Source organism: Aeromonas sp. 75A, assembly GCF_051919425.1.
Classification (GTDB): domain Bacteria; phylum Pseudomonadota; class Gammaproteobacteria; order Enterobacterales; family Aeromonadaceae; genus Aeromonas; species Aeromonas veronii.
Map to the genome: position 1 here is coordinate 848,566 of NZ_JBQBES010000002.1, position 23,607 is coordinate 872,172.

The following is a 23,607-nucleotide window of genomic DNA, read 5'->3' on the forward strand; positions in this document are numbered from 1 at the left end:
CCGCCCTCCAATGAAAATGGCCCCTTGAGTCAGGGGCCAGCTCTTCATCGCCTGTGCGCTTACATATGTTTGACGCGGCGCTTTACTTCTTCCTGCTTGCCCGCATTGAAGGGGCGCGCATCCGGGCTGCCGAGGTAGCCGCAGACACGGCGGGTCACCGACACCTTGGCCGGGTCATGGTTACCGCAGCGCGGGCAGGTAAAGCCCTTGGAGGTGCACTCGAATTCGCCAGTAAAGCCGCAGTCGTAGCACTCGTCGATGGGGGTGTTGGTACCGTAGTAGGGCACCTTGTCATAGCTGTAATCCCAGACGTTTTCGAGCGCTTCCAGGTTGTGCTGGATGTTGGGGTACTCGCCGTAGCAGATGAAACCGCCACTGGCGATGGGCGGATAGGGCGCCTCGAAGTCCAGCTTGTCGTACGGGTTGACCTGCTTCTCCACATCGAGGTGGAAGCTGTTGGTGTAGTAACCCTTGTCGGTCACGCCGGATACCACGCCAAACTCCTTGGCGTCGATGCGGCAGAAACGGGTGCAGAGGTTCTCGCTCGGGGTGGAGTAGAGGCTGAAGCCGTAGCCAGTCTCCTCTTTCCACTCGTCGATGGCTGCCCTGAGACGGGCGATGATGGCGATGGCCTTCTGTTGCAGCTCGGCGCTGTCAAACAGGTGCACCTTGTCACCAAACAGGGCGTTGATGGTCTCGTGAACCCCGATATAACCGAGGGAAATGGAGGCACGACCGTTCTTGAAGATCTCGCTGACGTTGTCGTCCGCCTTGAGGCGCACGCCGCAAGCCCCTTCCATATAGAGGATCGGTGCAACCCGTGCTTTCACCCCGTCCAGACGGGTGATGCGGTACATCAGCGCCTTCTTGGCGACCCGCAGGGAGGCATCCAGACGATCCCAGAAGTCCGCTTCGTCACGGGATTTCAGGGCAATGCGCGGCAGGTTGAGGCTCACCACCCCCAGGTTGTTGCGACCTTCATGGATCAGCTCGCCATTCTCCTCGTAGGCACCGAGGAAGGAGCGGCAACCCATGGGGGTCTTGAAGGAGCCGGTCACTTTCACGACCTGGTCGTAGTTGAGGATGTCTGGATACATCCGCTTGGAGGCACACTCCAGCGCCAGCTGCTTGATGTCGTAGTTGGGATCGCCCTGCTTGTGGTTGAGGCCATCCTTGATGGCGAACACCAGTTTCGGGAACACTGCGGTCTTCTTGTTCTTGCCAAGACCGGCTATGCGGTTGCTGAGGATGGCGCGCTGGATCATTCGCGACTCCCAGCTGTCTCCCAGCCCAAAGCCGAAGGTGACAAACGGCGTCTGACCGTTGGCGGTGTGCAGAGTGTTGACTTCGTACTCCAGTGACTGGAAGGCGTCGTAGCACTCTTTCTCGGTGCGGGCCATGGCGTAGGCTTCCACATCGGCAATGCCCCACTCTTCGGCCACTTCACGGTGTTTCTGCCAGCTGATGGTCACATAGGGTGCCAGTACTTCGTCGATGCGGTTGATAGTGGTGCCGCCATAGATATGGCTCGCCACCTGGGCGATGATCTGGGCGGTCACCGCCGTGGCGGTGCTGATGGATTTCGGGGTATCGATCTCCGCATTGCCCATCTTGAAGCCGTGGGTCAGCATCCCTTTCAGATCGATCAACATGCAGTTGAACATCGGGAAGAAAGGCGAGTAGTCGAGATCGTGGAAGTGCAGATCACCGCTCTCATGAGCCTGAACCACATCACGGGGCAGCATGTGGCTGGTGGCATAGTGCTTGGCGACGATACCGGCCAGCAGGTCGCGCTGGGTCGGGATCACCTTGGAGTCTTTGTTGGCATTCTCGTTGAGCAGGGCGGCGTTGGTCTGCTCGACCAGACCGCGGATCTCCTGCGCCAGACGGCCGCGCGCCTCGCGAGCCTGATCCCTGTCGTGGCGATATTCGATATAGGCACGGGCGATGGCCTTGTCGTCGGAAGCCATCAGGTGGTTTTCGACCCGGTTCTGGATCTCGTGGATATCAACTTCACCACGCCCTTCCAGCTCCTGACTCACCGCATTGGCAATGCGGGAGGCGAGAGCCGGATTGGCCTGATTGACCGCTTCCGCCGCACGGCTGACCGCCTCTGCAATCAGCTGGGCATTGAATGGTGCGCGACATCCGTCACGTTTGATCACAACCGGTTTCATGAATTTTCCCCGTTAAAAGGCCAGGCATTTGCCTCTGGCTCACCCTTGTTGGGCCCCCCTCCCGGCATCTCGTCCTGGACGCAAATAAATTCAGCCGAGGCTTGACAAGCCTGGGCTGAAGATAGGAGGGGAACAGCTTATACACAGCTTAATAACACAACATATAGGGATTAAAAACGAATGCGTCCCTATATGTGGTGTCTATTAGGCACCAAAGCGCAGCCTCATTTCTTGATCCAGAACAGGTTTTTCAGCGAGCGGGACAGTTCACGACCAACCCAAAAGAGCCCCGTTCAAATCCAGCCTCAAGCAGGGTGCGGGCTGGCGTCCGATCCACCCACCCGAAAAAATCGCCCCCCGCCGCACAGGTTTCGAGATGACAGCGCCAACCAAAACCGCCCATACTGAACAAGAACTCTCTCCCCCTCGACAAGGGACAACCCATGCGCACCTCTCTGCTGTTGCTACTGTTATCCACCCTCTCTCTGCCACTCTGGGCCGCCAACATTCTGGTGATCAGCAGCTACCATCCCGAATACCTGTGGGACCAAAGCTACAACAAAGGACTGCTCGATGGCTTGCAGGGGGAGCACAAGATCACCCACTTCTATATGGACACCAAACGCCATCCACGGGAGAAGTTCGACGAGATCGCCCAGCAAGCCATCGCCTTTTATCTGAAGAGCAAACCGGATCTGGTAGTACTGGGGGATGACAACGCCATCAACTATCTGGCCAACGAGATCGCCTCGCTGGGCACCCCGGTGGTATTTCTCGGCATGAACGAGAATCCGCGCCTCAAAGGCTTTGTCGGCCACCCCAAGATCACCGGCGTGCTGGAGCGCCCCCTGCTCAAGCGCAACATCAGCGAAATAAGCCAGATGATGGGGGGGCTCGACAAGGCGCTGGTGCTGTTTGATTCCAGCAATGTGGCCCTCACCGCCATCGAGGATGAATTCAAGACCCAGACCGAGCTGCGGGTCGGTCAGACCCGGATCAACAGCCAGCTGATGGGGGATTACAGCCTCTGGCAGGAGGCAGTGCTCAACGCCAAGAAGAACGGCTATCAGGCAATCTTCCTCGGCCTCTACCACACGCTGGTCGATGACAATGGCAAGCATGTGAGCGAAAAGACGGTGCTGGAGTGGACCAGCGCCAACACGCCGGTGCCGCTCTTCTGTTTCTGGGAATTTACCGTCGGCAAGGGGATGGCCATCGGTGGGCTGGTGCTGGACGGCCACGATCAGGGGATACAGGCAGCCAGCCTCATCAACACCATACTGGCGGGCACCCTGCCCCGTACCATCTCCCCCCGCGCAGCCCTGCGCGGCGAATATGTCTTCAGCAAGAGCGAGCTGGCCCGCTGGAAGCTCACCGTGCCCGACAAATGGCGCCACAAGATCCTCTGGCGTGAGTGACCGCCGAAACAAAAAAAGAGAACCCGGCCATGCCGGGTTCGCTTTTATCGGGTGCTGCGGTTAGCAGGCTTGGTGAGGGCTATCAGCCCTGCAACGCCTGTTGCAGCTCCTCTTCGGTCCAAATGGTAATGCCGAGCTCCTGCGCCTTGGTCAGCTTGGAACCGGCCGCTTCCCCCGCGACCAGCACATCGGTCTTGGCAGATACCGAACCCGCCACCTTGGCCCCCAGCGCCTGCAATGCCGCCTTGGCATCGTTGCGCGACAAGGTGGTCAGGGTGCCGGTCAGCACGAAGGTCTTGCCGGCAAAGGGTTGCTCCGCGGCCTCTTTCTTCTCGATGGCTGGCCAGTGGATGCCGGCAGCCAGCAAGGCTTCCAGCACCTCCACGTTGTGGGGCTGACGCAGGAAGTAGTAGACATGCTTGGCCACCACATCACCCACATCGGCCACTTCGAGCAGTTGCTCCACCGATGCTGCGCGCAGTGCATCCAGGGTGAGGAAGTGGTTGGCAAGGTTGAGCGCCGTCGCCTCCCCCACTTCGCGGATCCCCAGAGCAAACAGGAAGCGCGGCAAGGTGGTACTGCGCGCCGCATCGATGGCGGCTACCAGATTGAGGGCCGATTTTTGCCCCATCCGCTCAAGACCGGCCAGCTGGATGGCGTTGAGGCTAAACAGATCGGCGGGAGTCTTCACCAGCCCCTTGTCTACCAGCTGCTCGACAATCTTGTCGCCAAGGCCGTCCACATCCATGGCGCGACGGGCGGCGAAGTGCTTGATCGCCTCCTTGCGCTGCGCCTCGCAGAACAGGCCACCGGAGCAGCGGGCAACCGCTTCCCCTTCCAGCCGCTCGACCGCAGAGCCACAGACCGGACACTCGGTCGGGAAGAGAATTTCGCTCGCATCAACAGGGCGCTGTGCCTCCACCACAGCGACGATCTGCGGGATCACATCCCCCGCCCGGCGCACGATCACCGTATCGCCAATCATCACGCCGAGACGTTCAATTTCATCAGCATTGTGCAGAGTGGCATTGGAGACAGTCACGCCGCCAACAAACACCGGTTTGAGCTTGGCGACCGGGGTCACGGCGCCGGTGCGGCCGACCTGAAACTCGACGTTCTCAAGCAGGGTCATCTCCTCCTGTGCCGGGAACTTGTGGGCGGTCGCCCAGCGCGGGGCGCGGGCCACAAAGCCGAGCTCCTCTTGCAGGGGGATGGCATCCACCTTGTAGACCACGCCGTCGATCTCATAAGGGAGCTCGCCACGGCGGGCTAGAATGTCGTCGTGGAACGCCTGACAACCGGCGGCCCCCTCTTTGAGCTTCACCTCTGGACTGAGCGGCAGCCCCCACTCCTTGAGCTGGGTGAGACGGCCAAAGTGGGAGTCGCCCAGTTGCTCGCCACCAACACCGACACCGTAAGCGTAAAAGCTCAGGGGACGGCTGGCGGTGATGCGTGAATCGAGTTGACGCAGGCTGCCGGCGGCGGCGTTGCGCGGGTTGACGAACACCTTCTCGCCCGCTGCCAGCGCCTTGGTGTTCATCGCCTCAAAACCGGCCTTGGGCATAAAGACTTCGCCACGCACCTCCAGCCGATCGGGCCAGCCAGAGCCCCGCAATGCGAGCGGAATGGCCTTGATGGTACGCACGTTCTCGGTGATCTCCTCACCGGTGGCGCCATCGCCCCGGGTGGCCGCCTGCACCAGCTGACCATTTACATAGAGCAGGCTCACCGCCAGACCGTCGAGCTTGGGCTCGCAGCAGAAGGTGAAACGCACGTCACGCTTGAGGCGATCGCTCATCCGTTGTTCGAACGCCTGCAACTCTTCGCTGCTAAAGACGTTGTCCAGACTGAGCATGGGGATCTCGTGGCGCACCTGTTTGAAGGCGGTCAGCGGCTGGCCGCCGACCCGCACGCTGGGTGACGCCGGTGTTTTCAGCTCGGGATGCTCGGCCTCCAGCGCAATCAACTCGCGCATCAGGCGATCGTATTCGGCATCCGGCACTGTAGGGTTATCCAGCACATAGTACTGGTGACCATATTCGGTAAGCAGTTCACACAATTGACGGTGGCGGGAGAGGGTGTCGCTCATGAAAAAGTCTCGAAGTGTGATTGAACATACGGCCGGGGTAGAAACAAAAATGCGGTACCAGGGTACCGCACTTTTTCTTCACTCGACCCGCATGGCGTATTAGTCGCGACTGGCCTCGTAGGCAGCCAGCTCGTGACGGTAACGGGCAATGGTCTCGTCGCTCAGCGGGCTGCGATCCATATCTGTCAGCATGGCATCGAGATCGCTGGCCAGCTGATCGGCAGCCTGCAGCATATCCTCGAAGGCAAACGCGGCATTGCTGCGCAGCGGCAGTTGCATGAACAGGGAGACACCCGGCGTGGTGAACTGTTCCATCCGGTACGGGTTGAAGGTACCCGGCTTGACCATGTTGATCATGGAGAAGAGCACTTCACCCTTGCCGTTGGGATCTTCGTGACGGTGGAAAATATCCATCTCGCCAAACTTGAAGCCCAGCGCCATCAGGGATGAGAGCAGGGTCGCACCTTGCAAGTCGTGACCCGGACGGCCCATCAGGTTTATGACATAGACATCCTGCCAGATCTTCTCGACCGGCTGGGGGGCCATGCGCGGCTCTTCCACCACAGGTGCAGGTGCCACATAGGGCGGCTCTTCATAAACAGGCTCGGGAGCCACATGACGGGGCTGCGGCTGATATTCCGGCTCGGGAGCACGCACCGGTTCGGCACGAACGGTGTCAGCGGTACGGACTGTCTCTGCACGGGCACCAAAAGTCGGGGCGGTCGCGTAGGCGGGCTCGACCAGCGGCTCGTCATCCAGCGACTGCATCATGGGCTCGCGCTGGGGACGGGAACGGTAGACCGGGGTACGACGATTGACCTGAGCAGGTTTGCGCACCGGCGCGGCGGGCGCCTCGTCGATCTCCTCGGGCAGCGGTTCGTCGAATGTTTCCTCTTCATAGACAGGAGGCGGCGGAACCGGGCGGGCAGCAGGCTTGCGCACTACGGGCGGCGGCAGATCGTCCTCGTCATCTTCATCATCAAAGGCGGGGACGGCAGGGCGACGACCGAGTTCCGGCTGGCGGCTCTCTTCACTGCGCAGCTTGGGCTCGGCACGACGGCCACCACTGACCACGCGTACCTGGCCGATGCCATCGCTGTCGAAGGCGTCGTTATCACGATCCCGCGACTTGGAGTCCATCCGTCCAATCGGTTTCTCTTTGATCGGTGCCTGACGATTCTTTTTGTTGCTCCACAACCCGTGAATGAGCAATGCCGCAATAGCAATACCGCCCAGGGCAACCAAGATGTAACGCAATTCCTGCATTAGCTGCTTCTCTTTCTAGTTTTGCTCAGCCAAAGCGACGGCTTCACCGATATCGACCGACACAATGCGAGAAACCCCGGGCTCTTGCATCGTGACGCCAACCAGCTGCTCAGCCATCTCCATGGAGACCTTATTATGACTGATGTAAACGAACTGTACTGTGCTCGACATCTCTTTGACAAGAGAACAGAAGCGACCGACGTTCACTTCATCGAGCGGTGCATCCACCTCATCCAGCAGACAAAAAGGTGCTGGGTTGAGTCTGAAGATGGCAAAAACCAGCGCAAGCGCGGTTAACGCCTTCTCCCCCCCGGAAAGCAGGGCAATGGTAGCATTCTTCTTACCCGGAGGTCTCGCCATGATGCTCACTCCGGCCTCCAAAAGATCATCGGAGGTAAGCTCAAGCCAGGCACTGCCCCCACCGAACACTTTCGGAAACAGGGATTTTAAATCTTCGTTGACCTTATCGAAAGTGTCCCGGAACCGTATTTGTGTCTCTTTATCAATTCTTTTAATGGCTTGGCTCAAGGTTTCCAGCGCTTGCTCGAGATCCTGACACTGATTTTCAAGATAGGTTGCCCGGGTTTTCGCCTCTTCGTACTCCTCCAGCGCCGCCAGGTTGATGGCGCCGAGCGCCTCCACTTGCCCCTCCAGAGTTTGGATCTCCTGCCGCAGCTTGCTGCGATCTGCTGCGATCAGCACCGCCTGATCGAGATCCACCAGTCGAATCCCCAGCTCTTCGAACTGCTCGTGCAGCCCCTGTCGACGGGTGAGGTTGCGTTCGCGCTCAAGACGCAGGGTTGCCAGCTTCTCCTGCAACGTCACCAGCTGCTTGTGATCGGCACTTCTGGCCTGTTCCAGCTCACCCAACTGGCGCTCCAGCTCCGCCAGCCGTTGATGGCAGGCGAGCTGCTGCGCCTCCAGATTGCGCTGCTCGGCCAGCAGGGGCGCCAGATCCGGCACGGCCTCGCTATCCGGCCCTTTCAGCCCGGCCAGCTCCAGCCCGAGCCTCGCCAACTCCTCTTCGCCCAGGGTAATGAGTTGGCGCAGATTGCCCAACTCCAGTTGCAAACGCTGGCAGGTCGCTTGTTGCTGCTCGCGGCGCACACGGGCCTCGTCGACCGCCCGCTCGCAGCGGGTAAGCAGCTCCTGCGCGACCTGCAACCCTTGTGTCAGCGGCTCCCCCTGCTCCTGCAACTCGGCAAGGCGCGCCTCATCGAGTTCCAGTTGTTCACGGGCGCTGGCCAGTCGCTCAGCCTCTTCGGCCTGCTCCTGATCGAGCCGGATCAGCTCTTCGCCAAGCTGACCGAGCCGCTGCAACCGCTCCTGCCGCTGACCCTGTTGCAGGCTCCAGGCTTCGCGCAGTTGCTGCCATTTCTGCTCTTGCTCGCGCAAGGTTCGCTGCGACAACTCCTGCGCGCTGGCAAGCTGGGCACGCCGGGCATCGGCAGCCACAAGTTGCTCACTCAGCTGTGCCAGCCCCTCGGCAACCCTCTCCTGCTCGGTATGCAACCGCTCACGCTCACCGAGCAGCGCCATGGTGCCAAGCGCCGCGCCCTGCCCCAGATCTGCCCAGTTTGGCCCCAGCCAGTCGCCAGCAGGAGTCAGTACCGACTCACCGGCCGCAAGGCTTGGCTGGCGGGCCAATGCGGCCTCCCGGCTCTCCACCAGCCAGATGGCATTGAGGAAGGCGGGAATGTGCTCGCCGCCCAGTTGCGCCGCCAGCGTACCGGCAACCGCCGGTTGCGCCGGGCCAATCCAGAGTCCCTCTTGCGCCAGATTGCACTCGTCCGCCGGCGTTGCGGTGAGCCAGCGACCCAGCACCTTGTCGAGCGCCTGTGCCCATTCGGGAGCAACCTGCAGTCGATCCGCCAGGGTCGCCCCTTCCATCTGCTCGCCGAGGATTTGATCCAGCGTCGCCAGCCGCGCCTCCAGTTCCTGCTGCAGGCTCAACTGCTGGCCATACTGCTGCTTGAGTTGTTCATGGGCGTCGACCGCCTGCGCCAGCTGCTCGGTCAGCTCGCCATTGGCCGCCCGCGTCAGCTCCAGCTCACCACTCAGGGCATCGAGGGCCGGTTGCAGATCGTCGGCCTCTGTACCGAGGGGGCCAGCACGTTCATCTTCCAGCTTGAGGCGCGCCAGCCGGGTCTTGGCTTGTAGTTCCTGCAGGCCACCCAACCGGGTACGAGTCTGGTTGAGCTGCCCCTGCAACCCGGCCAACTGTTGCTGCCACTGCTGCTGGCGCAAGCGGGCCTGTTCCAGCTGCTCACTGGCGTGCTGGCGGGCCTCCTGCTGCTCGGTGAGCAACTGCTCACACTGCTCCAGCCGCGCGCTCTCCTGCTCTGCGCGCAATACCCCTTCGGTCAGTTGATCCTGCTGGCTGGCAAGCTGCGCCTTGCGGGTAGCAATCCGCTCGCCCAGCGCCTCTGCACGGGCCTGCCAGTCGCGCCCCAGTTCACTCTGGTGCAGTTGCTGTTGTTCGAGGCGAGCGATAGCTTGCCCACCGAGAAAAATCTGTTGCTGACGGCTCGCCTGCTCGGCTAGCGCCTCTTGTCTGGCGACCGACAGGGTGACGTGGCGCCCCTCATCGGCGGTGCGCTTGGCATCGAGCGCCGCCAGCGCCTGCTCGGCCTGCGCCAGTTCGGTTTTGGCCTCGCCAAGGCGCGTCTCCAGCGCCCACAACTCGGATCCAATCAGCTCGGCGCGAGCTGCGCGCGAACGACTCTTGAGCTGTTTGTAGCGCTCGGCGGTCTCGGCCTGGGCTTTGAGGTGGTCAAGGCGCGAACCCAGCTCGCCGCGAATATCGCCGAGGCGCTCCAGATTTTCCTGGGTGTGGCGAATGCGCTGCTCGGTCTCGCGGCGCCGCTCCTTGTAGCGGGAAACCCCGGCCGCTTCTTCCATAAAGAGCTTGAGATCGGCCGGGCGCGACTCCACCAGTCGGCTGACGGTGCCCTGTTCGATGATGGCGTAGCTGCGGGGGCCAAGACCGGTGCCGAGGAAGAGGTCGGTCACATCTTTGCGGCGGCACTTCTGGCCGTTGATCTGATAGTGGTTGGAGCCGTCGCGCAGCACTTCGCGGCGCACCGAGATCTCGGTAAAGCGGCCGAACTCGCCGGGCACCCGGTTGTGGGGATTGTCGAACACCAGCTCCACCGAGGCGCGCCCGTGCGCACTGCGATTGATAGAGCCGTTGAAGATGACATCGGTCATGTTCTCGCCGCGCAGATGGCGAGCGGAGCTCTCCCCCAACACCCAGCGCACCGCGTCGATGACGTTGGATTTGCCACAGCCATTGGGGCCCACCACGGCGGTCATGTCTGCCGACAGTTCGATGCGGGTCGGCTCGACGAACGACTTGAAGCCGGCGAGTTTGATCAGTTTCAGACGCATGGCGACCTGTATCAGTGGCTAAATAAAGAGGATGCGGGCTGGTGACTTTACCAAATCCAGACCCGGCTTTGTTTGTAATATGCAGGCATCATCCCCATTCATGCCCGATTTTTGGTCGCCACGGCACGAAATAAGGAATAGTCGGCGACTTTACCAAATCAAAGGCTTGTTTGTAATATGCTGGCAGTTCTCCCATGCATAGATGGAGCTCACATGAGCCAATCACCCCATATGGTCAAAGATTCAATCAGCGGTGCAGACTACTTTCTGCGCGGTTTTTCCCTTATTCGCCAACCGGGCATCCGCACCTTTGTGCTGATCCCCCTGCTGGTCAACTTCGTGCTGTTTGCCGGGGCCTTCTATGCCCTGCTGCTGCAACTGGACGGCCTGTTCGCCTGGCTCCATCAGCAGATCCCCGCCTGGCTCGACTGGCTGGACTACCTGCTGTGGCCCATCGCGCTCATCACCATCCTGGTGGTCTTCTCCTTTATCTTCAGCTCGGTCGCCAACTGGGTAGCCGCCCCCTTCAACGGCCTGCTGGCGGAGAAGGTGGAGCAGATCCTCACCGGTCAGCCCGCCAATGACAGCGGCATGCTGGATATCGTCAAGGATGTGCCACGCACCTTCGGCCGCGAATGGACCAAGCTGAAGTATTACCTGCCCAAGGCCATCGGCTGCCTGATCCTGTTTCTGATCCCGGTGGTGGGCCAGACCCTGGCGCCGGTGCTCTGGTTCCTGTTCAGCGCCTGGATGATGGCGATCCAGTATGTGGATTATCCGTTCGACAACCACAAGATCGACTTCATCACCATGCGCGATGCCTTGAAGCAGCGCCGCGGCAAGTGCCTCAGCTTCGGCGCTTTGGTGACCCTCTTCTCCGCCATTCCGGTGGTGAACCTCTTCGTGATGCCGGTCGCCATCTGTGGTGCCACCGCCATGTGGGTCGATCACTACCGGCAGGAACAGCTGGGGCGCTAACCCTTGAACATTGATTAGGAAAAGGCACCCGAAACGGTGCCTTTTTCGCATTTAGCATGAATTAAATTAATGCATGCATTCGATAGCTTGTCCCATATGACACGAGTTGGTAGGATTCTGGCCTTTCTCGTTCCCTGGGATATCTCATGTTACATGCACTCTTCTTGGTTGGCCTGGTGGCCGAAGGGATGACCGGCGCGCTGGCCGCGGGTCGGCGACGGATGGACCTGTTTGGTGTGGTGATCATCGCCTCGGCGACGGCCATCGGTGGTGGCACCATTCGTGATGTGCTGCTCGGCCACTATCCGCTGCTCTGGATTGAACATCCGGAATATGTGCTGCTGGTTGCCGCAGCTGCGATGGCGGGTGTGGTCTCCGCCCCCCTGTTGCGCTATCTCGGCAAGCTGTTCATGGCCCTTGATGCCCTGGGACTGGTGGTCTTCTCCATCTTCGGTGCGGCCCGGGCGCTGGATATGGGCCACGGCGCCGGTATTGCCTGCATCATGGCGGTAGTGACCGGGGTCTTTGGCGGGGTGCTGCGGGATCTGCTCTGCCAGCGGATTCCACTGGTATTTCGTCGCGAGCTCTATGCAGCCATTTCGCTGATCACCGCAGCGCTTTACTGTCTGGCGCTGGATCAGGGCTTGCCGACCAACTGGGCCGCGTTCGGTTCCATCGGGATCGGCTTTGTACTACGACTGCTGGCGGTTCGCTTCAAGTGGGGTCTGCCTACCTTCAACTACCAGTACGCGACCCACTGAGTACGCCAGCTTCTGGCGAGGCGGGTTGGATTGCGAGCAACAAAAAAGCGCCCGAGCGGCGCTTTTTTCATGGACGTTTTGCGACTCAGTTAATCCCTTCCGAGCTGAAGAAGGTCGCCTTGTCGGCAATAAAACGGATCTTGATGTTCTTCCCTTCCCCGCCCCAGAGGCAGCTGGTAGTGCCCAAGGCATCATCACAGCGCTCCGCCTTGCCCAGAATGGTGCTAGCCTCGGCGTAACTCATCCCCATCTTCAACTGGTCGTAATTTTCACGGCTGAGCTTGCTGCAACCGGTCAACAACAGGGCGATCAGGCCGCCAATCACTATCTTTTTCATCGCAATCTCCTCTCTGGTGGGAAGAGCTTGGCAGCTTGCCATCCCCTTTACCAGCTGCGCACCGGGCCGGTATCAAGGTGAACGAAGTTATCACGAGGATAGTAACCGACCCCACCCACCTTGAGCTGGAGCGCCGCCTTGCGCAGATGGGCCAGCTGTACGCCGGGGATCCGCACATCCACCGCCTGCCCAAGGGTGTGGTAGCTGTGTTTGGCCACACCGCGGCTCTTGTGGCGCTTTTGGCGATTGGTCGCTGGGGCGCGATAGCCGGAGATCAGCTGGATTTCGCTGCGCCGACCCAGCTTGTGCTGCAACAGGAACAGCTGATCAAACAGCTTCTTGTCGATGTTGAACACTTCATTGCGCCGGTAATCGCGGAAGATGTGGTTGAGCTCGGCCAACCCGTCGCTCAGATAGTGGCCATTTTCCCAATAGCTGGCACGCACCCGCTCGCCGGTATTGAGATTGAAAAAACTGAGTTCACGCCCGGTGGTACTGCGGCTGGCCAGTGCAGGGAAGGAGATCAGCGAGCTGCCCAGCAGGCAACCGGCTCCCAACAACAGGCGACGTCGACTTATCTCTTGTTCCAGCATAAGGGGTTCGTCCATCGCAGATTCAAGCGAAAAATAGTTGAATAAGATCACTGATTGAATGTGATACAGGCGCTTGAAACTACCCTCCGGCGGGGGGAGCTGTCAAACCACAATCGCCCATAGAAAAGCCCGGCACAGGCCGGGCTTTTCACTCTGTGGCAGGGATCACAGCAGGCGGCTCTGGAAGCTGACCCGATCAAATCCGTAGATGTCGTTGCGCAGTTGCTGGCGACCATTTTCGTCGATCCAGCTGCTCCAGTAGACGGTAAAGACCGGGATCGGCGTGGTGAGCGGCAACCATTTGGTCTGGCTCTCCTTGAGGATATTGGCCACCTTGTCCGGTTGATAGCGGGAATCTGCCAGCAACAGCTCGGCCAGATCGTCCGCATGTTCCACCCGGATGCAGCCCGAACTGAAGGCGCGTGCCCCCTGCTCGAACAGCGCCTTGCGCGGGGTGGAGTGCAGATAGATGGCGTCATTGTTGGGCAGGTAGAACTTGTAGCGCCCCAGGGCATTGTGATCACCCGGCTTTTGCCGCAGGCGATAGGGGAAACCGGCGGCCAGCGCCTGATGCCACCCCTCTTCGGTGAACTGCACCGGATTACCCTCGCTGTCGATCACCTCGAACTGCTCGCGACTCAGATAGGCGGGATCGCGACCCAGCTTGGGCAGGATGTCCTTGCTCAGGATGGAGCGCGGCACATGCCAGGAGGGATTGAGCACGATGGAGCGAATTTCGCTGGCGAGGATGGGCGTGGCGCGCTGCTCCTTGCCGACGATGACCCGGCTGGTAAAGACCTCGTTGCCGGACTCCACCACGCTCAGACGGTAGTCGGGAATATTGACCAGCACGTAGCGGCCACCGGCGAGTTGATCCACCAGATCGCGACGCCACAGGTTACGCAGCAGCAGGCTGGCGCGCACTTGCGGGCCGGTATTGAGCCAGGAGCGGGTCTGACGGCCGATAATGCCGTCCGCGGTGAGACCGTGACGACGTTGAAACTGCTTGATGGCCTTCTCGGTATCACCATCGTAAATCTGATCACCATGGCTCGGGGCGCTGTCGCCCAGCTCGTTGAGCATGGCGCGGATTTGGCCAAGCTCGGCGGAGCTCTCTCCGGCACGCAGGGTCGGCATATCGAGGGTCGGCCACTTGCTGGCCATCGGCATTGCCAGCAGTTTGTGCACTTTAGCCCGCACCGCCTCGTATTCCGCCACCTGAGGGCGCAGGGATTTCACCTGGGTGAGCAGGTCATCATCGCTGGGTTGGGTCACTACAGGGCGGTTCAAATCGAGCTTGAGGGTCTTCATCTGCTCGCGCGAGACCAGATCCATCCCCCGCCAGGCGTGCTGGAAACGACTGAGCTTGGTAAAAATGTCGTCATAGATGGCACCACGCTTGTCTGCAGGGGTGGCCTGCAGGCGCTTCCACAGCGTGAAAAAATCGGGGTGCAGCTGGGCCAGCACAGCCTCTTGCAACTGCTGCTCCAGCTCGACACGGGCCTGTTCGGCCTGACTGCCCTGATACCAGTCGTGTCCGGTTTCACTGGCCGCCACCACGACTTGTGCTTCGGTCGCATGTACCGCGCCAGCGGGCAAACATCCCAGCCACACCAGATTGGCAAGGGCCAGCCAATACTTCATCCCCATGGATACCTCAAAACGGTTTGTTCACTCTGTCAGGCCTGACAAGCAGACCCGATGCTCAGGCCGCTCATGATGCGTGAACGGCCAATACTTTGCTAGCGCCCGGGGGCATAACGCTGCCAGATAATGTCATACGCACCTGTCTCCTTGAACCGCGCCAACGCCTGATTAAATTGTTGCAAGAACTGCGGCGAAAAGCTGCGCTTGCCCAACATAAAGAAGCTCGGCGATTCAGATACCACCATGGGGTGGCTGGTGAACAGACCGCTCATCCCCTCCTTGTTAAGGGCGCTGGGGGTAGCCAGCATGTCACCGAGGAAACCGTCGATCCGCCCGCGGGCCAGCTTCTCATAATTCTGCAGATCGCTCACCGCACTCACCTGTTTGGCATAGCGAGCGAGCAGCGACATCACTTCATCGCCATAGAAGTACTCTTTGGTAACGCCGAGGGAGTAACCATTGGCCAGCCAGCTCGCCAGATCCTGCTCGGGGTAGTGGCTGCCCTTGCGGATCCACAGCAAAGTGCGACCCGGATTGTAGGAGTCGGAAAACCAGGCATAACGAGCGCGCTCATCATTGATATTCGCCTCCATCGCCATGTCTATCTCGCCATACTCCATCTCGTGCAGTACCCGCTTCCAGGGCAGCTCCACGTAGTTGACCTTGCAGTGCATGGAAGTGAGCACAGCCGTCAGCACCTCTGCGGCATAACCGCGCACCTCTTGCGGTGAATCGGCTTCGTAATAATGGTAAGGGGGCCAGTTATCGTAACCGACCTGAATAGGCTCGGGACACAGGGCCCTGGCCAATGCCATTGGCGCCCATAATCCAAGCAACAGACAGCAAGAGATCCACTTCATATGTCATCCTTGACGAATAAGTGAGTCATCATAAATCGCCCCCTGCAAAATGGCGATAGAGGCCAGATGACTATCGCATCCGCTAGAAAATGACGCAGCAAAGCACGTCTATTTGCCAAATACCTTGCCGGAGCGCCACTGGCAACCGGCGCCCCGCCAGACCTGTTTAACCGGGAAACAGCAACGTTTGGAACAGGGGTAAAAAGGGGTTAATATGTGACCAAATTTTTTTTTGTGATCCACTATGCTTTTTTTGCAATTGGATTAGCATATGCGCGACATCGGCCTACCCATTCTGTCAGGCATAGAGAGTGATATGACGTACAAAAAGTTCGGTTTTTTGACTGCCATTCTGGCGTTAAGCGGTTTTTATCTTTACACCCTCTATCTGGCTGCTCACCCTAACGTGAGCCTGGCCTACAAACTCTATTATCTGGAAGGCAAAACCCGCTTCTGGGAACACAACTCCAGCATGACCTATCAGCCGGGTAACGAGCTCAATCTGACCAAACCGAGCCGCTTTCTCTCCAGCGAAGGCTGGGCCAAGAAGCCGAGCGATGAAGGTACCCTGCTCAGCGGTCAGGGCGGTCTCTACTTTGTGCTGCCCAAGCAGGCGGCCAATCCGGATCAGCTTACCGTACAAGCCCGCATCAACAGCCCGGAAGCCGGTGCTCTGTTGAAAGTGGCGCTGGGTCACGACTTCACCACCACGGTGAAACTGGCCAAAGCGGGCATCAACGAAATCCGCCTCAGTCTGCCCGGTGACTCGCTCACGGCAGATCCCAAGCGCCCCAATTTTCTGGCGCTCTCGGCACCTACTCCCATCAATGTGCAGTCGGTACGTTTGACCGTAGCCCAGTGATCCTTGCCCCGAATACCATTTTATAAAAACAACTATCCCAAATAAGGACGTTCTTATGTCGCATCCAGATTTTCGACTCTCTCTGGTCGTTCCCGTTTACAACGAGGAAGAGAGCATCGATGCCTTCATCAACGCGATAGACAACGAACTGGCCCCGCTCAAAGACCAGCTTGAAATTGTATTCGTCAACGATGGCAGCCGTGACCGCACCCGTGAAGTGGTCGAGCAGGCCATCGCCCGTGACCCGCGCGTGACCCTGGTCAACCTGGCACGCAACTTCGGTAAAGAAGCGGCCCTGACCGCCGGTCTGCATCAGGCCAAAGGGGATGCCATCGTGCCGATGGATGTGGATCTGCAAGACCCGCCCGCCCTGATCCTGGAGTTCGTCAAACTGTGGCAGACCGGTGACTATGACACCGTCTACGGCATCCGAGTCGATCGCAGCGCCGATACCCCGATGAAGCGCCTGACTGCCGGTGGCTTCTACCGCTTCTTCAATGCGCTCTCCACCAGCACCAAGCTGCCGGAGAACGCAGGTGACTTCCGCCTGATCGACCGTCGAGTGGTCGAGGCGATCAAGCTGCTGCCGGAGCGCAACCGCTTTATGAAGGGTCTGTTTGCCTGGGCCGGTTTCCGTGCCGTTGGCGTCCCCTACGAGCGCCCGGCCCGTCACGCCGGTGAAACCAAGTTCAACTATTGGAAACTGTGGAACTTCGCCCTCGACGGTCTGCTCAGCTTCTCCAGCTGGCCGCTGCGGGTCTGGAGCTATGTAGGTGTCAGCGTCTCGCTGGTTGCCTTTCTCTACATCCTGAAAATCATCACCCAGGTGATCTTCTTCGGCATCGATGTACCCGGTTACGCCTCCCTGATGTCCGTAGTGCTGTTCCTCGGCGGTATCCAGCTGTTGTCGCTCGGCATCATCGGCGAGTACATCGGCCGCATGTTTGTGGAAGTGAAACAGCGCCCGGTCTACCTCATTGAAGGGGTCTATGGCCAGTATGCCAAGCAGGATGCGGGCAAACCGCAGAGCGCTGACAGCAACCCGCAAGAGCAGCAGGAGCAAGTGCCTCAATGATCTCCCGCGAGGAATTCTGGCGGCTGGTACGTTTCGGTTTTGTCGGCGGGGGGGCTACCCTCGTCGACCTTGGCACCTCCATCGCACTGTTTCATACCTGGCCCACCATCTCGGAGCACCTGGTTACCACGTTGGCTTTTGCCATCGCGTTCTGGTTCTCCTTCTTTGGTCACCGCTACATCACTTTCCAGAAGCAGGGAGCCGCCAGCAAGTTTCTGCTGGTTGCCCTTTTCTCGCTGGCGGTGCGTAACCTGATCCTGAGCGGCCTGCTGTTTGCGGGGCTCTCCGGTCTGCTGCCGGTGGTCATCGCCACCCTGACCGTTACCGTCCTCACTTACGTTCTCTCTCGCGTCTGGGTTTTTGCCTGATGAATGATATGACCAATACTGTCCCGCTAACCGGGGCTGCACTCCCCTATCGCCCGTCACTGCGCATCAGCGGCCATGACTGGCTGATGATCATCGCTGCCTTCATGCTGAGCCGGGTGGCGCTGTATGGCATGGGCTACTTCGGTGTCCAGCTCTATGGCTCCCCCGACATCGGCCCGCTGCAGGCCTATTGTCAATTCGACTGCGTCTGGTTCCAGCGCATCATCGAGAACGGCTACGATCTCTACCCCCGCTGGCTGAGCAAGGGCAATGCGGCCAACTGGGCCTTTATGCCGCTCTATCCGATGGTCTCCGGTGCAATCTCCAACCTGTTCAATGTCGAGAGCCTGATTGGCCTCATCATTGTTACCAATATCTCCTTCTTCGCCAGCTTGCCGCTGATGCTGCTGGTGCTGCGTCAACTCAAGCTGGGTGACGATACCGCCCGCTTCGGCGTCTGGCTGCTCGCCTTCTCCCCCTTCTCCGCCTACTTCGTCTCCGGTTATACCGAGTCGACCTTTATGGCGCTGATGCTTGGGATGTTCCTGTTCGCCTATCGGGAGCAGTGGCTGATGGTGGCCGTGCTGGGGGTCTGTATCTCCGCCACCCGCAACCTGGGGGTGATGATGGTCTTCCCGGTGCTGATCCTGGCGCTGCAAGCTTACGGCTGGCGGGAATTTTTCCGCTTTACCGAGCGTGCTTTCAAGGTGGTGTTCACCCTCTGGATGATCCCGTTTGGCCTGTTTGCCTACATGGTCTACCTCTATCACCTGACCGGCGATGCCTTCGCCTTCAAACACATTCAGGTGGCATGGGGTCGCTACATGGACAGCCCGCTGGACTGGTGGCTGAGCGGTTTCGAGCTGGGCGGCCGCAAGGCTTACCTCTCCATCATGGTGATCTTCGGCTGGTGCCTGAACGGTTACCTGTTCAGCCAGAAGCGCTGGGCGGAAGCGACACTGATGTTCATCTGCTGCACCATCCCGCTGATGACCGGCCTCAACGCCATGCCGCGCTATATGTTCGGGCTCTACCCGACCCTGCTGGCCATCATTCTGCTGACCCATCGCTGGCCCGCCATCCGCCCGGCGGTGCTCTGCATCAGCGGCATGGTTGCCTCCTTCATCGCGGTGGCCTTCGTCAACTTCAAGTTCTTCACCGTCTGATGTGACGACGATGCCTGACACACCAAATGCCGGTCACCTGACCGGCATTTTTTTATGGCCGCTATTTTTATCGACAGAGCGTCTCTCTCCTCTCCGTCACACTTTCCTCGGCTTGAAAACGTAACCATTTGAACTGATGTCACAAATCGGCATTTTGCCGATCCAAGGCGCGCTTTGCTGCTCCTAGAATGGGCCCTTGTCCGAACTGCCCTGCTCAAGGAATGGCTTATGCGTCGTGCTCATCACTTATCCCCTCTCTGGCTTGCCCTGCTGGCCGCCCCTCTGTTCATCCAACAGGCGATGGCCGCCCCCGAGGTTCGCCTCTATGTGGATGGTCAACCGGTGGCGACCCCGATCGTGCTGGACAAGGGCACGGTGGAGCTGACCCACACCCTTGCCAAGGGGAGCCACCAGATCCGCATCAGCGACGCAGACAATAGTTGCGGTACCAGCTTTGGCCCGAGCGAGAGCAAGCCGCTCCCCTTCGGCACCGCCCAGCCCATGGACAAATGCAGCAAGGATCACAGCTTTACCCTGCGGGTGATGCTGGCCGGGGAGTATCAGTTCACCTTCAACCCGGATATCCCCAGCCTCAAGGTGCTGCGGGCGACCAAGAAGAGCGAGTTCAAACGCCAGCCACCAGAAGAGTCCTGCATCAGCTGGGATGGCGGCCCGGTCACGGTATCCCTGCAAGGGGTCTGGCCCGACGGCACCCGACTGAGGGATGCCTACTCGAAACAGGAGGCGGTGGTCAAACAGGGCAAACTGACCCTGACCCCGAGCAAAGAGAGCGGAGGCCTGCTGCTGCTCGAGCCGGTCAAGGCAGCCAAGCCAGCACCGTTCAGCTGGGATCAGGCGAGCGTCTATTTTCTGCTGACCGATCGCTTCCACAATGGTGACCCCGCCAACGACCACAGCTTCGGCCGCCAGAAGGATGGTCAGGATGAGGTAGCCACCTGGCATGGCGGTGACTTCAAGGGGCTGACCGAGAAGCTCGACTACATCAAGAGCCTCGGCATGAACGCCATCTGGATCACCCCCATGGTGGAGCAGGTTCACGGCTTCATTGGTGGCGGCGAGCAGGGCAATTTCCCCTTCTACGCCTACCACGGCTACTGGGCGCTCGACTTCACCAAGATTGACCCCAACTACGGCGATGAAGAGAGCCTGAAAACCCTGGTGGACGAGGCCCACAAGCGCGGCATGCGGATCATCCTCGACGTGGTGATGAACCACGCCGGTTACGCCACCCTCGCCGATCTGCAAGATCTGGGGCTCACCGAGCTGACCCAGAACAGCGGCAAACTGCCGACCGTCTGGAACCAGTGGCGCCCGAGCGGTGGCCTTAATTGGCATGGTTACAACCAGTTCATCGACTATCAATCGCCCGCGTGGAACAAGTGGTGGAGTGGTGACTGGGTGCGCGCCGGTCTGCCCGGCTACCCGCAGCCCGGCACCGACGATGTGACCGGTTCGGTGGCGGGGCTGCCGGACTTTCTCACCGAATCGACCAAACCGGTAGGGCTGCCGCCGTTGCTGGCCGCGAAAAAAGACACCCTCGCCAAGGCGCTGCCCGATGCTACCGTGAGCGACTACCTGATCGCCTGGCACACCGACTGGGTGCGCCGCTTTGGCATCGACGGCTTCCGCGCCGACACCGTCAAGCATCTGGAGCCCGAGGTGTGGGCCAAGCTCAAACAAGCGGGCACCGCTGCGCTCAAGGAGTGGAAGACTGCCAACCCGGGCAAGGCCCTCGACGATCTGCCCTTCTACATGGTGGGCGAGGTGTGGGATCACGGGGTAGCCAAGGATTTCTGGTATCAGAACGGTTTCGATTCCCTGATCAACTTCGACTATCAGCGCGAGTTCGCCCTGTCACAGGCCCAGTGCATGGCCAGCGCCGAGCCCACCTATGCCAGCTACGCCAGCCGCATCAATCAGGATCCCGAGTTCAACGTGTTGAGCTACATCAGCTCCCACGACACCAAGCTGTTCTTTGGCGACTATCAGGATGTGCCGCTACAGCGCCGGGTCGCCAACAGCTTTATGCTGCTGCCGGGCGGCATCCAGCTCTACTATGGCGACGAGTCAGGCCGCGGGCTTGCCAAGGATGGCGGAGTGTTCGATCAGGCGTTGCGCTCGGATATGAACTGGCAGGATCTGGCTAGCGGAGACAAGGCTGAGCTGGTCAAGCACTGGCAGCAACTGGGCCAGTTCCGCGCAGCCCATCCGGCTATTGCAGCAGGCAGTCACCAGAAACTCTCGGATGCCCCCTACGCCTTCGTGCGGGAGAAGGGGGATGACAAGGTGGTGGTGGTCTTTGCCGGTCGGCAGAAGTAACTCTTGAGTCATATCTACCAGCAACAGAGAGGGGAGCCACTGGCTCCCCTCTCTCGTTCATCCATGTACAAAGGCTCACTGTGGCTGGCGCGCCGCCACCGGCCACTGCAAGCGCGCCTTGACCAACATCTCTTGCCACAGGGGCCAGGCCAGCAGCGCCTGCTGATAGGCTCCGGCCTGACCGGGCAACAGGATGCCATAGCTGGCCAGCCGATAGGCCATCACCGCATAGAAGGCATCGACAATGCCCGCCTCGCCAAAGTAGAAGGGGCCCCGCGCCTGCGACCAGATCTCCTGCAAACGGGCCAGCTCGCCGACCGCCTCCACCGGCGGATCGATACGGGTTGGCGCCCCAAGAAAGAAGGGGAGCAGAGAACGGATCTGCCGAAATCCGGCGTGCAACTCGGCACAGAGGCTGCGAGCCAGTGTCCGCTCGGCCAGCGAAACGGGATAGAGCTGACGGTCGGGACAGAGCTCGTGAACATATTCGGCGATGGCCAGCGAGTCGTGAACCCGCACGCCATCGTGTTCGAGCCAGGGCACCAGACCGGCCGGTGCCAGCCGCTTGAGTCGCGCCCGCGACTTGGCATCCTCCAGATCGAACACCTGCTCCTGCCACGTCAGCCCGCTCATGGCGAGCACCAGTGCCGCTCGCATCGCCCAGGTGGAGCCGGTGCCCACCGCCAATACCAAGGATCCCATCTGTTGCCTCCTGCATGAGTTGCCTGCGACCGGCCGATCTGCCCTGATGGCAAAACATCCGATGTTCGCTTCACATTTGCGCACCGGCGGGTTTGACCCTCTTGGTGAGCGATGCTAGTTTGATTTTTCAAAACAATCAGTTAGCAACAATGTGAGCCATTAACCGAAATATGGACAGCCAATTTACCATCGTCATCGCAGATGACCACCCCCTGTTTCGGGGCGCCCTTTACCAAGCGGTGCACATGGCCATCAACGACGCTCAATTGCTGGAAGCGGACTCCATCGACAGCCTGACCAGCCTGCTCGGCGAGCACCCCGAAGTTGACCTGTTGCTGCTCGATCTCAAGATGCCGGGGGCCAACGGCTTCGAGGGGCTGGCCCACCTGCGCGGCCAGTATCCCGACCTGCCCATCGTGGTGGTCTCCGCCTCGGAAGATGCGGCCATCATCCAGCAGGTGCTGCGGCTCGGGGCGCTCGGCTTCATTCCCAAGTCGGTGCCGATGAAGGAGCTGGTCAATGCCCTCAATACGGTGATCGGGGGGGATAACTGGGTGCCGGAAGGCATCTCGCTCCATCCTGAATCGGAAGACGGCCCCGATTTCGCCAGCAAGCTGGCCAGCCTCACCCCCCAGCAATACAAGGTGCTGATCATGCTGCGCGATGGCAGCCTCAACAAGCAGATCGCCTGGGAGCTCAACGTCTCCGAGGCCACCATCAAGGCCCATATCACCGCCATCTTCAGAAAACTGGGCGTCAAGAACCGCACTCAGGCGGTTATCGCCCTGCAACAGCTCGATATCAAGGAGAGCTGAACCCCGCGCGCAGTGACACGCGCGAGACGACATAGCCAGCCATGCTGGCTATTTGTTGCTCGACAATTAGCACGATCGTACTTTATGCTGCCAGCGCCAACGAGGAGAGAGTGATGAGCAAGGGGCGCCTGACCCGGGAAAACATTTTGCAGACTGCCTTCGAGCAGGCGAGCCAGCAAGGGCTGGAGAGCCTGACCATCGGCTCGCTGGCCAGCGCCTGCGAGATGTCGAAAAGCGGCCTGTTTGCCCACTTTCAATCCCGCGACAATCTGCAGATCGCCGTGCTGGAGTACGCCGCCGAGGTGTTCCGGCTGCGGGTGATCCAGCCGGTACGCCAGCAGGAGCACCAGAGCCAGCACGACAAGCTGATCGCCCTGCTGCGCGCCTGGCAGGCATGGAACCACTGCTTTGCCGGACGCTGCATGTTCCTCGACGCCTGGACCTCGGTGCAGGATGGCCATGAGCAAAAGAGCCCTGTGCAACAAGCCGCCCGGCAACTGGTGCGCTTCTGGCTCGACTATCTGGCCCGTCAGGTGGTGCAGGGTCAGGCCGCAGGCGAGTGGCGACAGGAGATGGATCCCTGGCGCGCCGTTTACCGCCTCTATGGCCTCTATCTGGCGGATCAGGTGTTCAACGATCTCGAACTGTGTCAGGATCCGGCCCGCCACTTCTGGCCCGAAGTGGACGCTCTGCTGAGCAGCTGGCGCTGATGTTTTGGCATCCGTTCAACACGAATTTTTAAAAACCGATAAAAAAGCACGAC

19 protein-coding genes are annotated in these 23,607 nt (G+C 60.0%); 10 read left to right on the top strand and 9 right to left on the bottom strand.

The features are described 5' to 3' along the window. Positions 1-59: 59 nt before the first annotated feature. Positions 60-2,177, bottom strand: a complete 2,118-nt coding sequence (nrdD, locus tag ACTG2T_RS03740) for an anaerobic ribonucleoside-triphosphate reductase (protein WP_042079841.1) — start codon at positions 2,175-2,177, stop codon at positions 60-62. 443 nt (positions 2,178-2,620) lie between these two features. Between nrdD and ACTG2T_RS03745 the strand changes: the two genes are divergently transcribed. Continuing rightward, complete coding sequence (locus tag ACTG2T_RS03745; RefSeq protein ID WP_252412612.1) at positions 2,621-3,595, top strand: ABC transporter substrate-binding protein; 975 nt, start codon at positions 2,621-2,623, stop codon at positions 3,593-3,595. A gap of 82 nt (positions 3,596-3,677) precedes the next feature. Here ACTG2T_RS03745 and ligA read toward each other — a convergent pair whose 3' ends face one another. The 3 genes from ligA to ACTG2T_RS03760 all read right to left on the bottom strand — a co-directional run bounded on the left by ligA (position 3,678) and on the right by ACTG2T_RS03760 (position 10,340). Further along, entirely contained in the window at positions 3,678-5,684 is a 2,007-nt protein-coding gene (ligA, locus tag ACTG2T_RS03750) for an NAD-dependent DNA ligase LigA (RefSeq protein WP_330124080.1), read from the bottom strand. A 99-nt stretch (positions 5,685-5,783) separates the two neighbouring features. Beyond that, complete coding sequence (gene zipA, locus ACTG2T_RS03755; RefSeq protein WP_139460025.1) at positions 5,784-6,950, bottom strand: cell division protein ZipA; 1,167 nt, start codon at positions 6,948-6,950, stop codon at positions 5,784-5,786. A gap of 15 nt (positions 6,951-6,965) precedes the next feature. Further along, positions 6,966-10,340, bottom strand: coding sequence for an AAA family ATPase (locus ACTG2T_RS03760; RefSeq protein WP_330124079.1), 3,375 nt, complete (start codon positions 10,338-10,340; stop codon positions 6,966-6,968). Positions 10,341-10,553: 213 nt separating this feature from the next. Between ACTG2T_RS03760 and cysZ the strand changes: the two genes are divergently transcribed. Next, a complete protein-coding gene (gene cysZ, locus ACTG2T_RS03765) occupies positions 10,554-11,318 on the top strand; it encodes a sulfate transporter CysZ (RefSeq protein ID WP_005338455.1) in 765 nt (254 codons plus the stop codon). Positions 11,319-11,464: 146 nt separating this feature from the next. Continuing rightward, positions 11,465-12,079: a trimeric intracellular cation channel family protein gene (locus tag ACTG2T_RS03770; protein WP_330124078.1), complete on the top strand. Its 615-nt coding sequence runs from the start codon at positions 11,465-11,467 to the stop codon at positions 12,077-12,079. A gap of 85 nt (positions 12,080-12,164) precedes the next feature. On the opposite strand, the gene ACTG2T_RS03775 is transcribed toward ACTG2T_RS03770, so the two are convergent. From ACTG2T_RS03775 to ACTG2T_RS03790, 4 genes are all read right to left on the bottom strand, one after another. Then, complete coding sequence (locus tag ACTG2T_RS03775; protein ID WP_330124077.1) at positions 12,165-12,416, bottom strand: lipoprotein; 252 nt, start codon at positions 12,414-12,416, stop codon at positions 12,165-12,167. A gap of 47 nt (positions 12,417-12,463) precedes the next feature. Next, a complete protein-coding gene (locus ACTG2T_RS03780) occupies positions 12,464-13,009 on the bottom strand; it encodes a DUF882 domain-containing protein (RefSeq protein WP_005338458.1) in 546 nt (181 codons plus the stop codon). A gap of 165 nt (positions 13,010-13,174) precedes the next feature. Beyond that, positions 13,175-14,659 carry a L,D-transpeptidase family protein gene (locus ACTG2T_RS03785; RefSeq protein WP_330124076.1) on the bottom strand — a complete coding sequence of 495 codons (1,485 nt, stop codon included), beginning with the start codon at positions 14,657-14,659 and terminating at the stop codon, positions 13,175-13,177. Between the two features lie 92 nt (positions 14,660-14,751). Further along, the gene (locus ACTG2T_RS03790; RefSeq protein ID WP_330124075.1) at positions 14,752-15,516 is read right to left on the bottom strand and encodes a substrate-binding periplasmic protein; all 765 of its coding nucleotides are present in this window, start codon (positions 15,514-15,516) and stop codon (positions 14,752-14,754) included. A gap of 316 nt (positions 15,517-15,832) precedes the next feature. Between ACTG2T_RS03790 and ACTG2T_RS03795 the strand changes: the two genes are divergently transcribed. From ACTG2T_RS03795 to ACTG2T_RS03815, 5 genes are all read left to right on the top strand, one after another. Continuing rightward, on the top strand, positions 15,833-16,378 hold the full coding sequence (locus ACTG2T_RS03795) for a hypothetical protein (protein ID WP_041202288.1): 546 nt from the start codon (positions 15,833-15,835) through the stop codon (positions 16,376-16,378). Between the two features lie 55 nt (positions 16,379-16,433). After that, positions 16,434-17,453, top strand: a complete 1,020-nt coding sequence (locus ACTG2T_RS03800) for a glycosyltransferase family 2 protein (protein ID WP_330124074.1) — start codon at positions 16,434-16,436, stop codon at positions 17,451-17,453. Next, positions 17,450-17,821, top strand: coding sequence for a GtrA family protein (locus tag ACTG2T_RS03805; RefSeq protein ID WP_005338463.1), 372 nt, complete (start codon positions 17,450-17,452; stop codon positions 17,819-17,821). The genes ACTG2T_RS03800 and ACTG2T_RS03805 overlap by 4 nt, the downstream gene beginning before the upstream one ends. Next, on the top strand, positions 17,821-18,987 hold the full coding sequence (locus ACTG2T_RS03810) for a hypothetical protein (RefSeq protein ID WP_158111229.1): 1,167 nt from the start codon (positions 17,821-17,823) through the stop codon (positions 18,985-18,987). The genes ACTG2T_RS03805 and ACTG2T_RS03810 overlap by 1 nt, the downstream gene beginning before the upstream one ends. Before the next feature lie 228 nt (positions 18,988-19,215). Further along, positions 19,216-21,327 (top strand): alpha-amylase, encoded by a 2,112-nt coding sequence (locus ACTG2T_RS03815; RefSeq protein ID WP_330124073.1) that lies wholly within the window; start codon positions 19,216-19,218, stop codon positions 21,325-21,327. A gap of 75 nt (positions 21,328-21,402) precedes the next feature. On the opposite strand, the gene ACTG2T_RS03820 is transcribed toward ACTG2T_RS03815, so the two are convergent. Continuing rightward, on the bottom strand, positions 21,403-22,029 hold the full coding sequence (locus tag ACTG2T_RS03820; RefSeq protein ID WP_330124072.1) for a glutathione S-transferase: 627 nt from the start codon (positions 22,027-22,029) through the stop codon (positions 21,403-21,405). A 170-nt stretch (positions 22,030-22,199) separates the two neighbouring features. On the opposite strand from ACTG2T_RS03820, the gene ACTG2T_RS03825 reads away from it, so the two are divergent. Then, on the top strand, positions 22,200-22,844 hold the full coding sequence (locus ACTG2T_RS03825) for a response regulator (RefSeq protein WP_005338467.1): 645 nt from the start codon (positions 22,200-22,202) through the stop codon (positions 22,842-22,844). Between the two features lie 113 nt (positions 22,845-22,957). After that, entirely contained in the window at positions 22,958-23,554 is a 597-nt protein-coding gene (locus ACTG2T_RS03830) for a TetR/AcrR family transcriptional regulator (protein ID WP_127008187.1), read from the top strand. Positions 23,555-23,607: the final 53 nt, after the last annotated feature.

Excerpts from the sequence above, each read along its gene's own strand:
- ACTG2T_RS03745 (WP_252412612.1), top strand. The coding sequence starts at position 2,621 with ATGCGCACCTCTCTGCTGTTGCTACTGTTATCCACCCTCTCTCTGCCA.
- zipA (WP_139460025.1), bottom strand. The coding sequence starts at position 6,950 with ATGCAGGAATTGCGTTACATCTTGGTTGCCCTGGGCGGTATTGCTATT.
- ACTG2T_RS03760 (WP_330124079.1), bottom strand. The coding sequence starts at position 10,340 with ATGCGTCTGAAACTGATCAAACTCGCCGGCTTCAAGTCGTTCGTCGAG.
- ACTG2T_RS03820 (WP_330124072.1), bottom strand. The coding sequence starts at position 22,029 with ATGGGATCCTTGGTATTGGCGGTGGGCACCGGCTCCACCTGGGCGATG.
- cysZ (WP_005338455.1), top strand. The coding sequence starts at position 10,554 with ATGAGCCAATCACCCCATATGGTCAAAGATTCAATCAGCGGTGCAGAC.
- nrdD (WP_042079841.1), bottom strand. The coding sequence starts at position 2,177 with ATGAAACCGGTTGTGATCAAACGTGACGGATGTCGCGCACCATTCAAT.
- ACTG2T_RS03810 (WP_158111229.1), top strand. The coding sequence starts at position 17,821 with ATGAATGATATGACCAATACTGTCCCGCTAACCGGGGCTGCACTCCCC.
- ACTG2T_RS03770 (WP_330124078.1), top strand. The coding sequence starts at position 11,465 with ATGTTACATGCACTCTTCTTGGTTGGCCTGGTGGCCGAAGGGATGACC.
- ACTG2T_RS03830 (WP_127008187.1), top strand. The coding sequence starts at position 22,958 with ATGAGCAAGGGGCGCCTGACCCGGGAAAACATTTTGCAGACTGCCTTC.
- ACTG2T_RS03790 (WP_330124075.1), bottom strand. The coding sequence starts at position 15,516 with ATGAAGTGGATCTCTTGCTGTCTGTTGCTTGGATTATGGGCGCCAATG.
- ligA (WP_330124080.1), bottom strand. The coding sequence starts at position 5,684 with ATGAGCGACACCCTCTCCCGCCACCGTCAATTGTGTGAACTGCTTACC.
- ACTG2T_RS03780 (WP_005338458.1), bottom strand. The coding sequence starts at position 13,009 with ATGCTGGAACAAGAGATAAGTCGACGTCGCCTGTTGTTGGGAGCCGGT.
- ACTG2T_RS03785 (WP_330124076.1), bottom strand. The coding sequence starts at position 14,659 with ATGGGGATGAAGTATTGGCTGGCCCTTGCCAATCTGGTGTGGCTGGGA.
- ACTG2T_RS03805 (WP_005338463.1), top strand. The coding sequence starts at position 17,450 with ATGATCTCCCGCGAGGAATTCTGGCGGCTGGTACGTTTCGGTTTTGTC.
- ACTG2T_RS03800 (WP_330124074.1), top strand. The coding sequence starts at position 16,434 with ATGTCGCATCCAGATTTTCGACTCTCTCTGGTCGTTCCCGTTTACAAC.
- ACTG2T_RS03825 (WP_005338467.1), top strand. The coding sequence starts at position 22,200 with ATGGACAGCCAATTTACCATCGTCATCGCAGATGACCACCCCCTGTTT.
- ACTG2T_RS03815 (WP_330124073.1), top strand. The coding sequence starts at position 19,216 with ATGCGTCGTGCTCATCACTTATCCCCTCTCTGGCTTGCCCTGCTGGCC.
- ACTG2T_RS03775 (WP_330124077.1), bottom strand. The coding sequence starts at position 12,416 with ATGAAAAAGATAGTGATTGGCGGCCTGATCGCCCTGTTGTTGACCGGT.
- ACTG2T_RS03795 (WP_041202288.1), top strand. The coding sequence starts at position 15,833 with ATGACGTACAAAAAGTTCGGTTTTTTGACTGCCATTCTGGCGTTAAGC.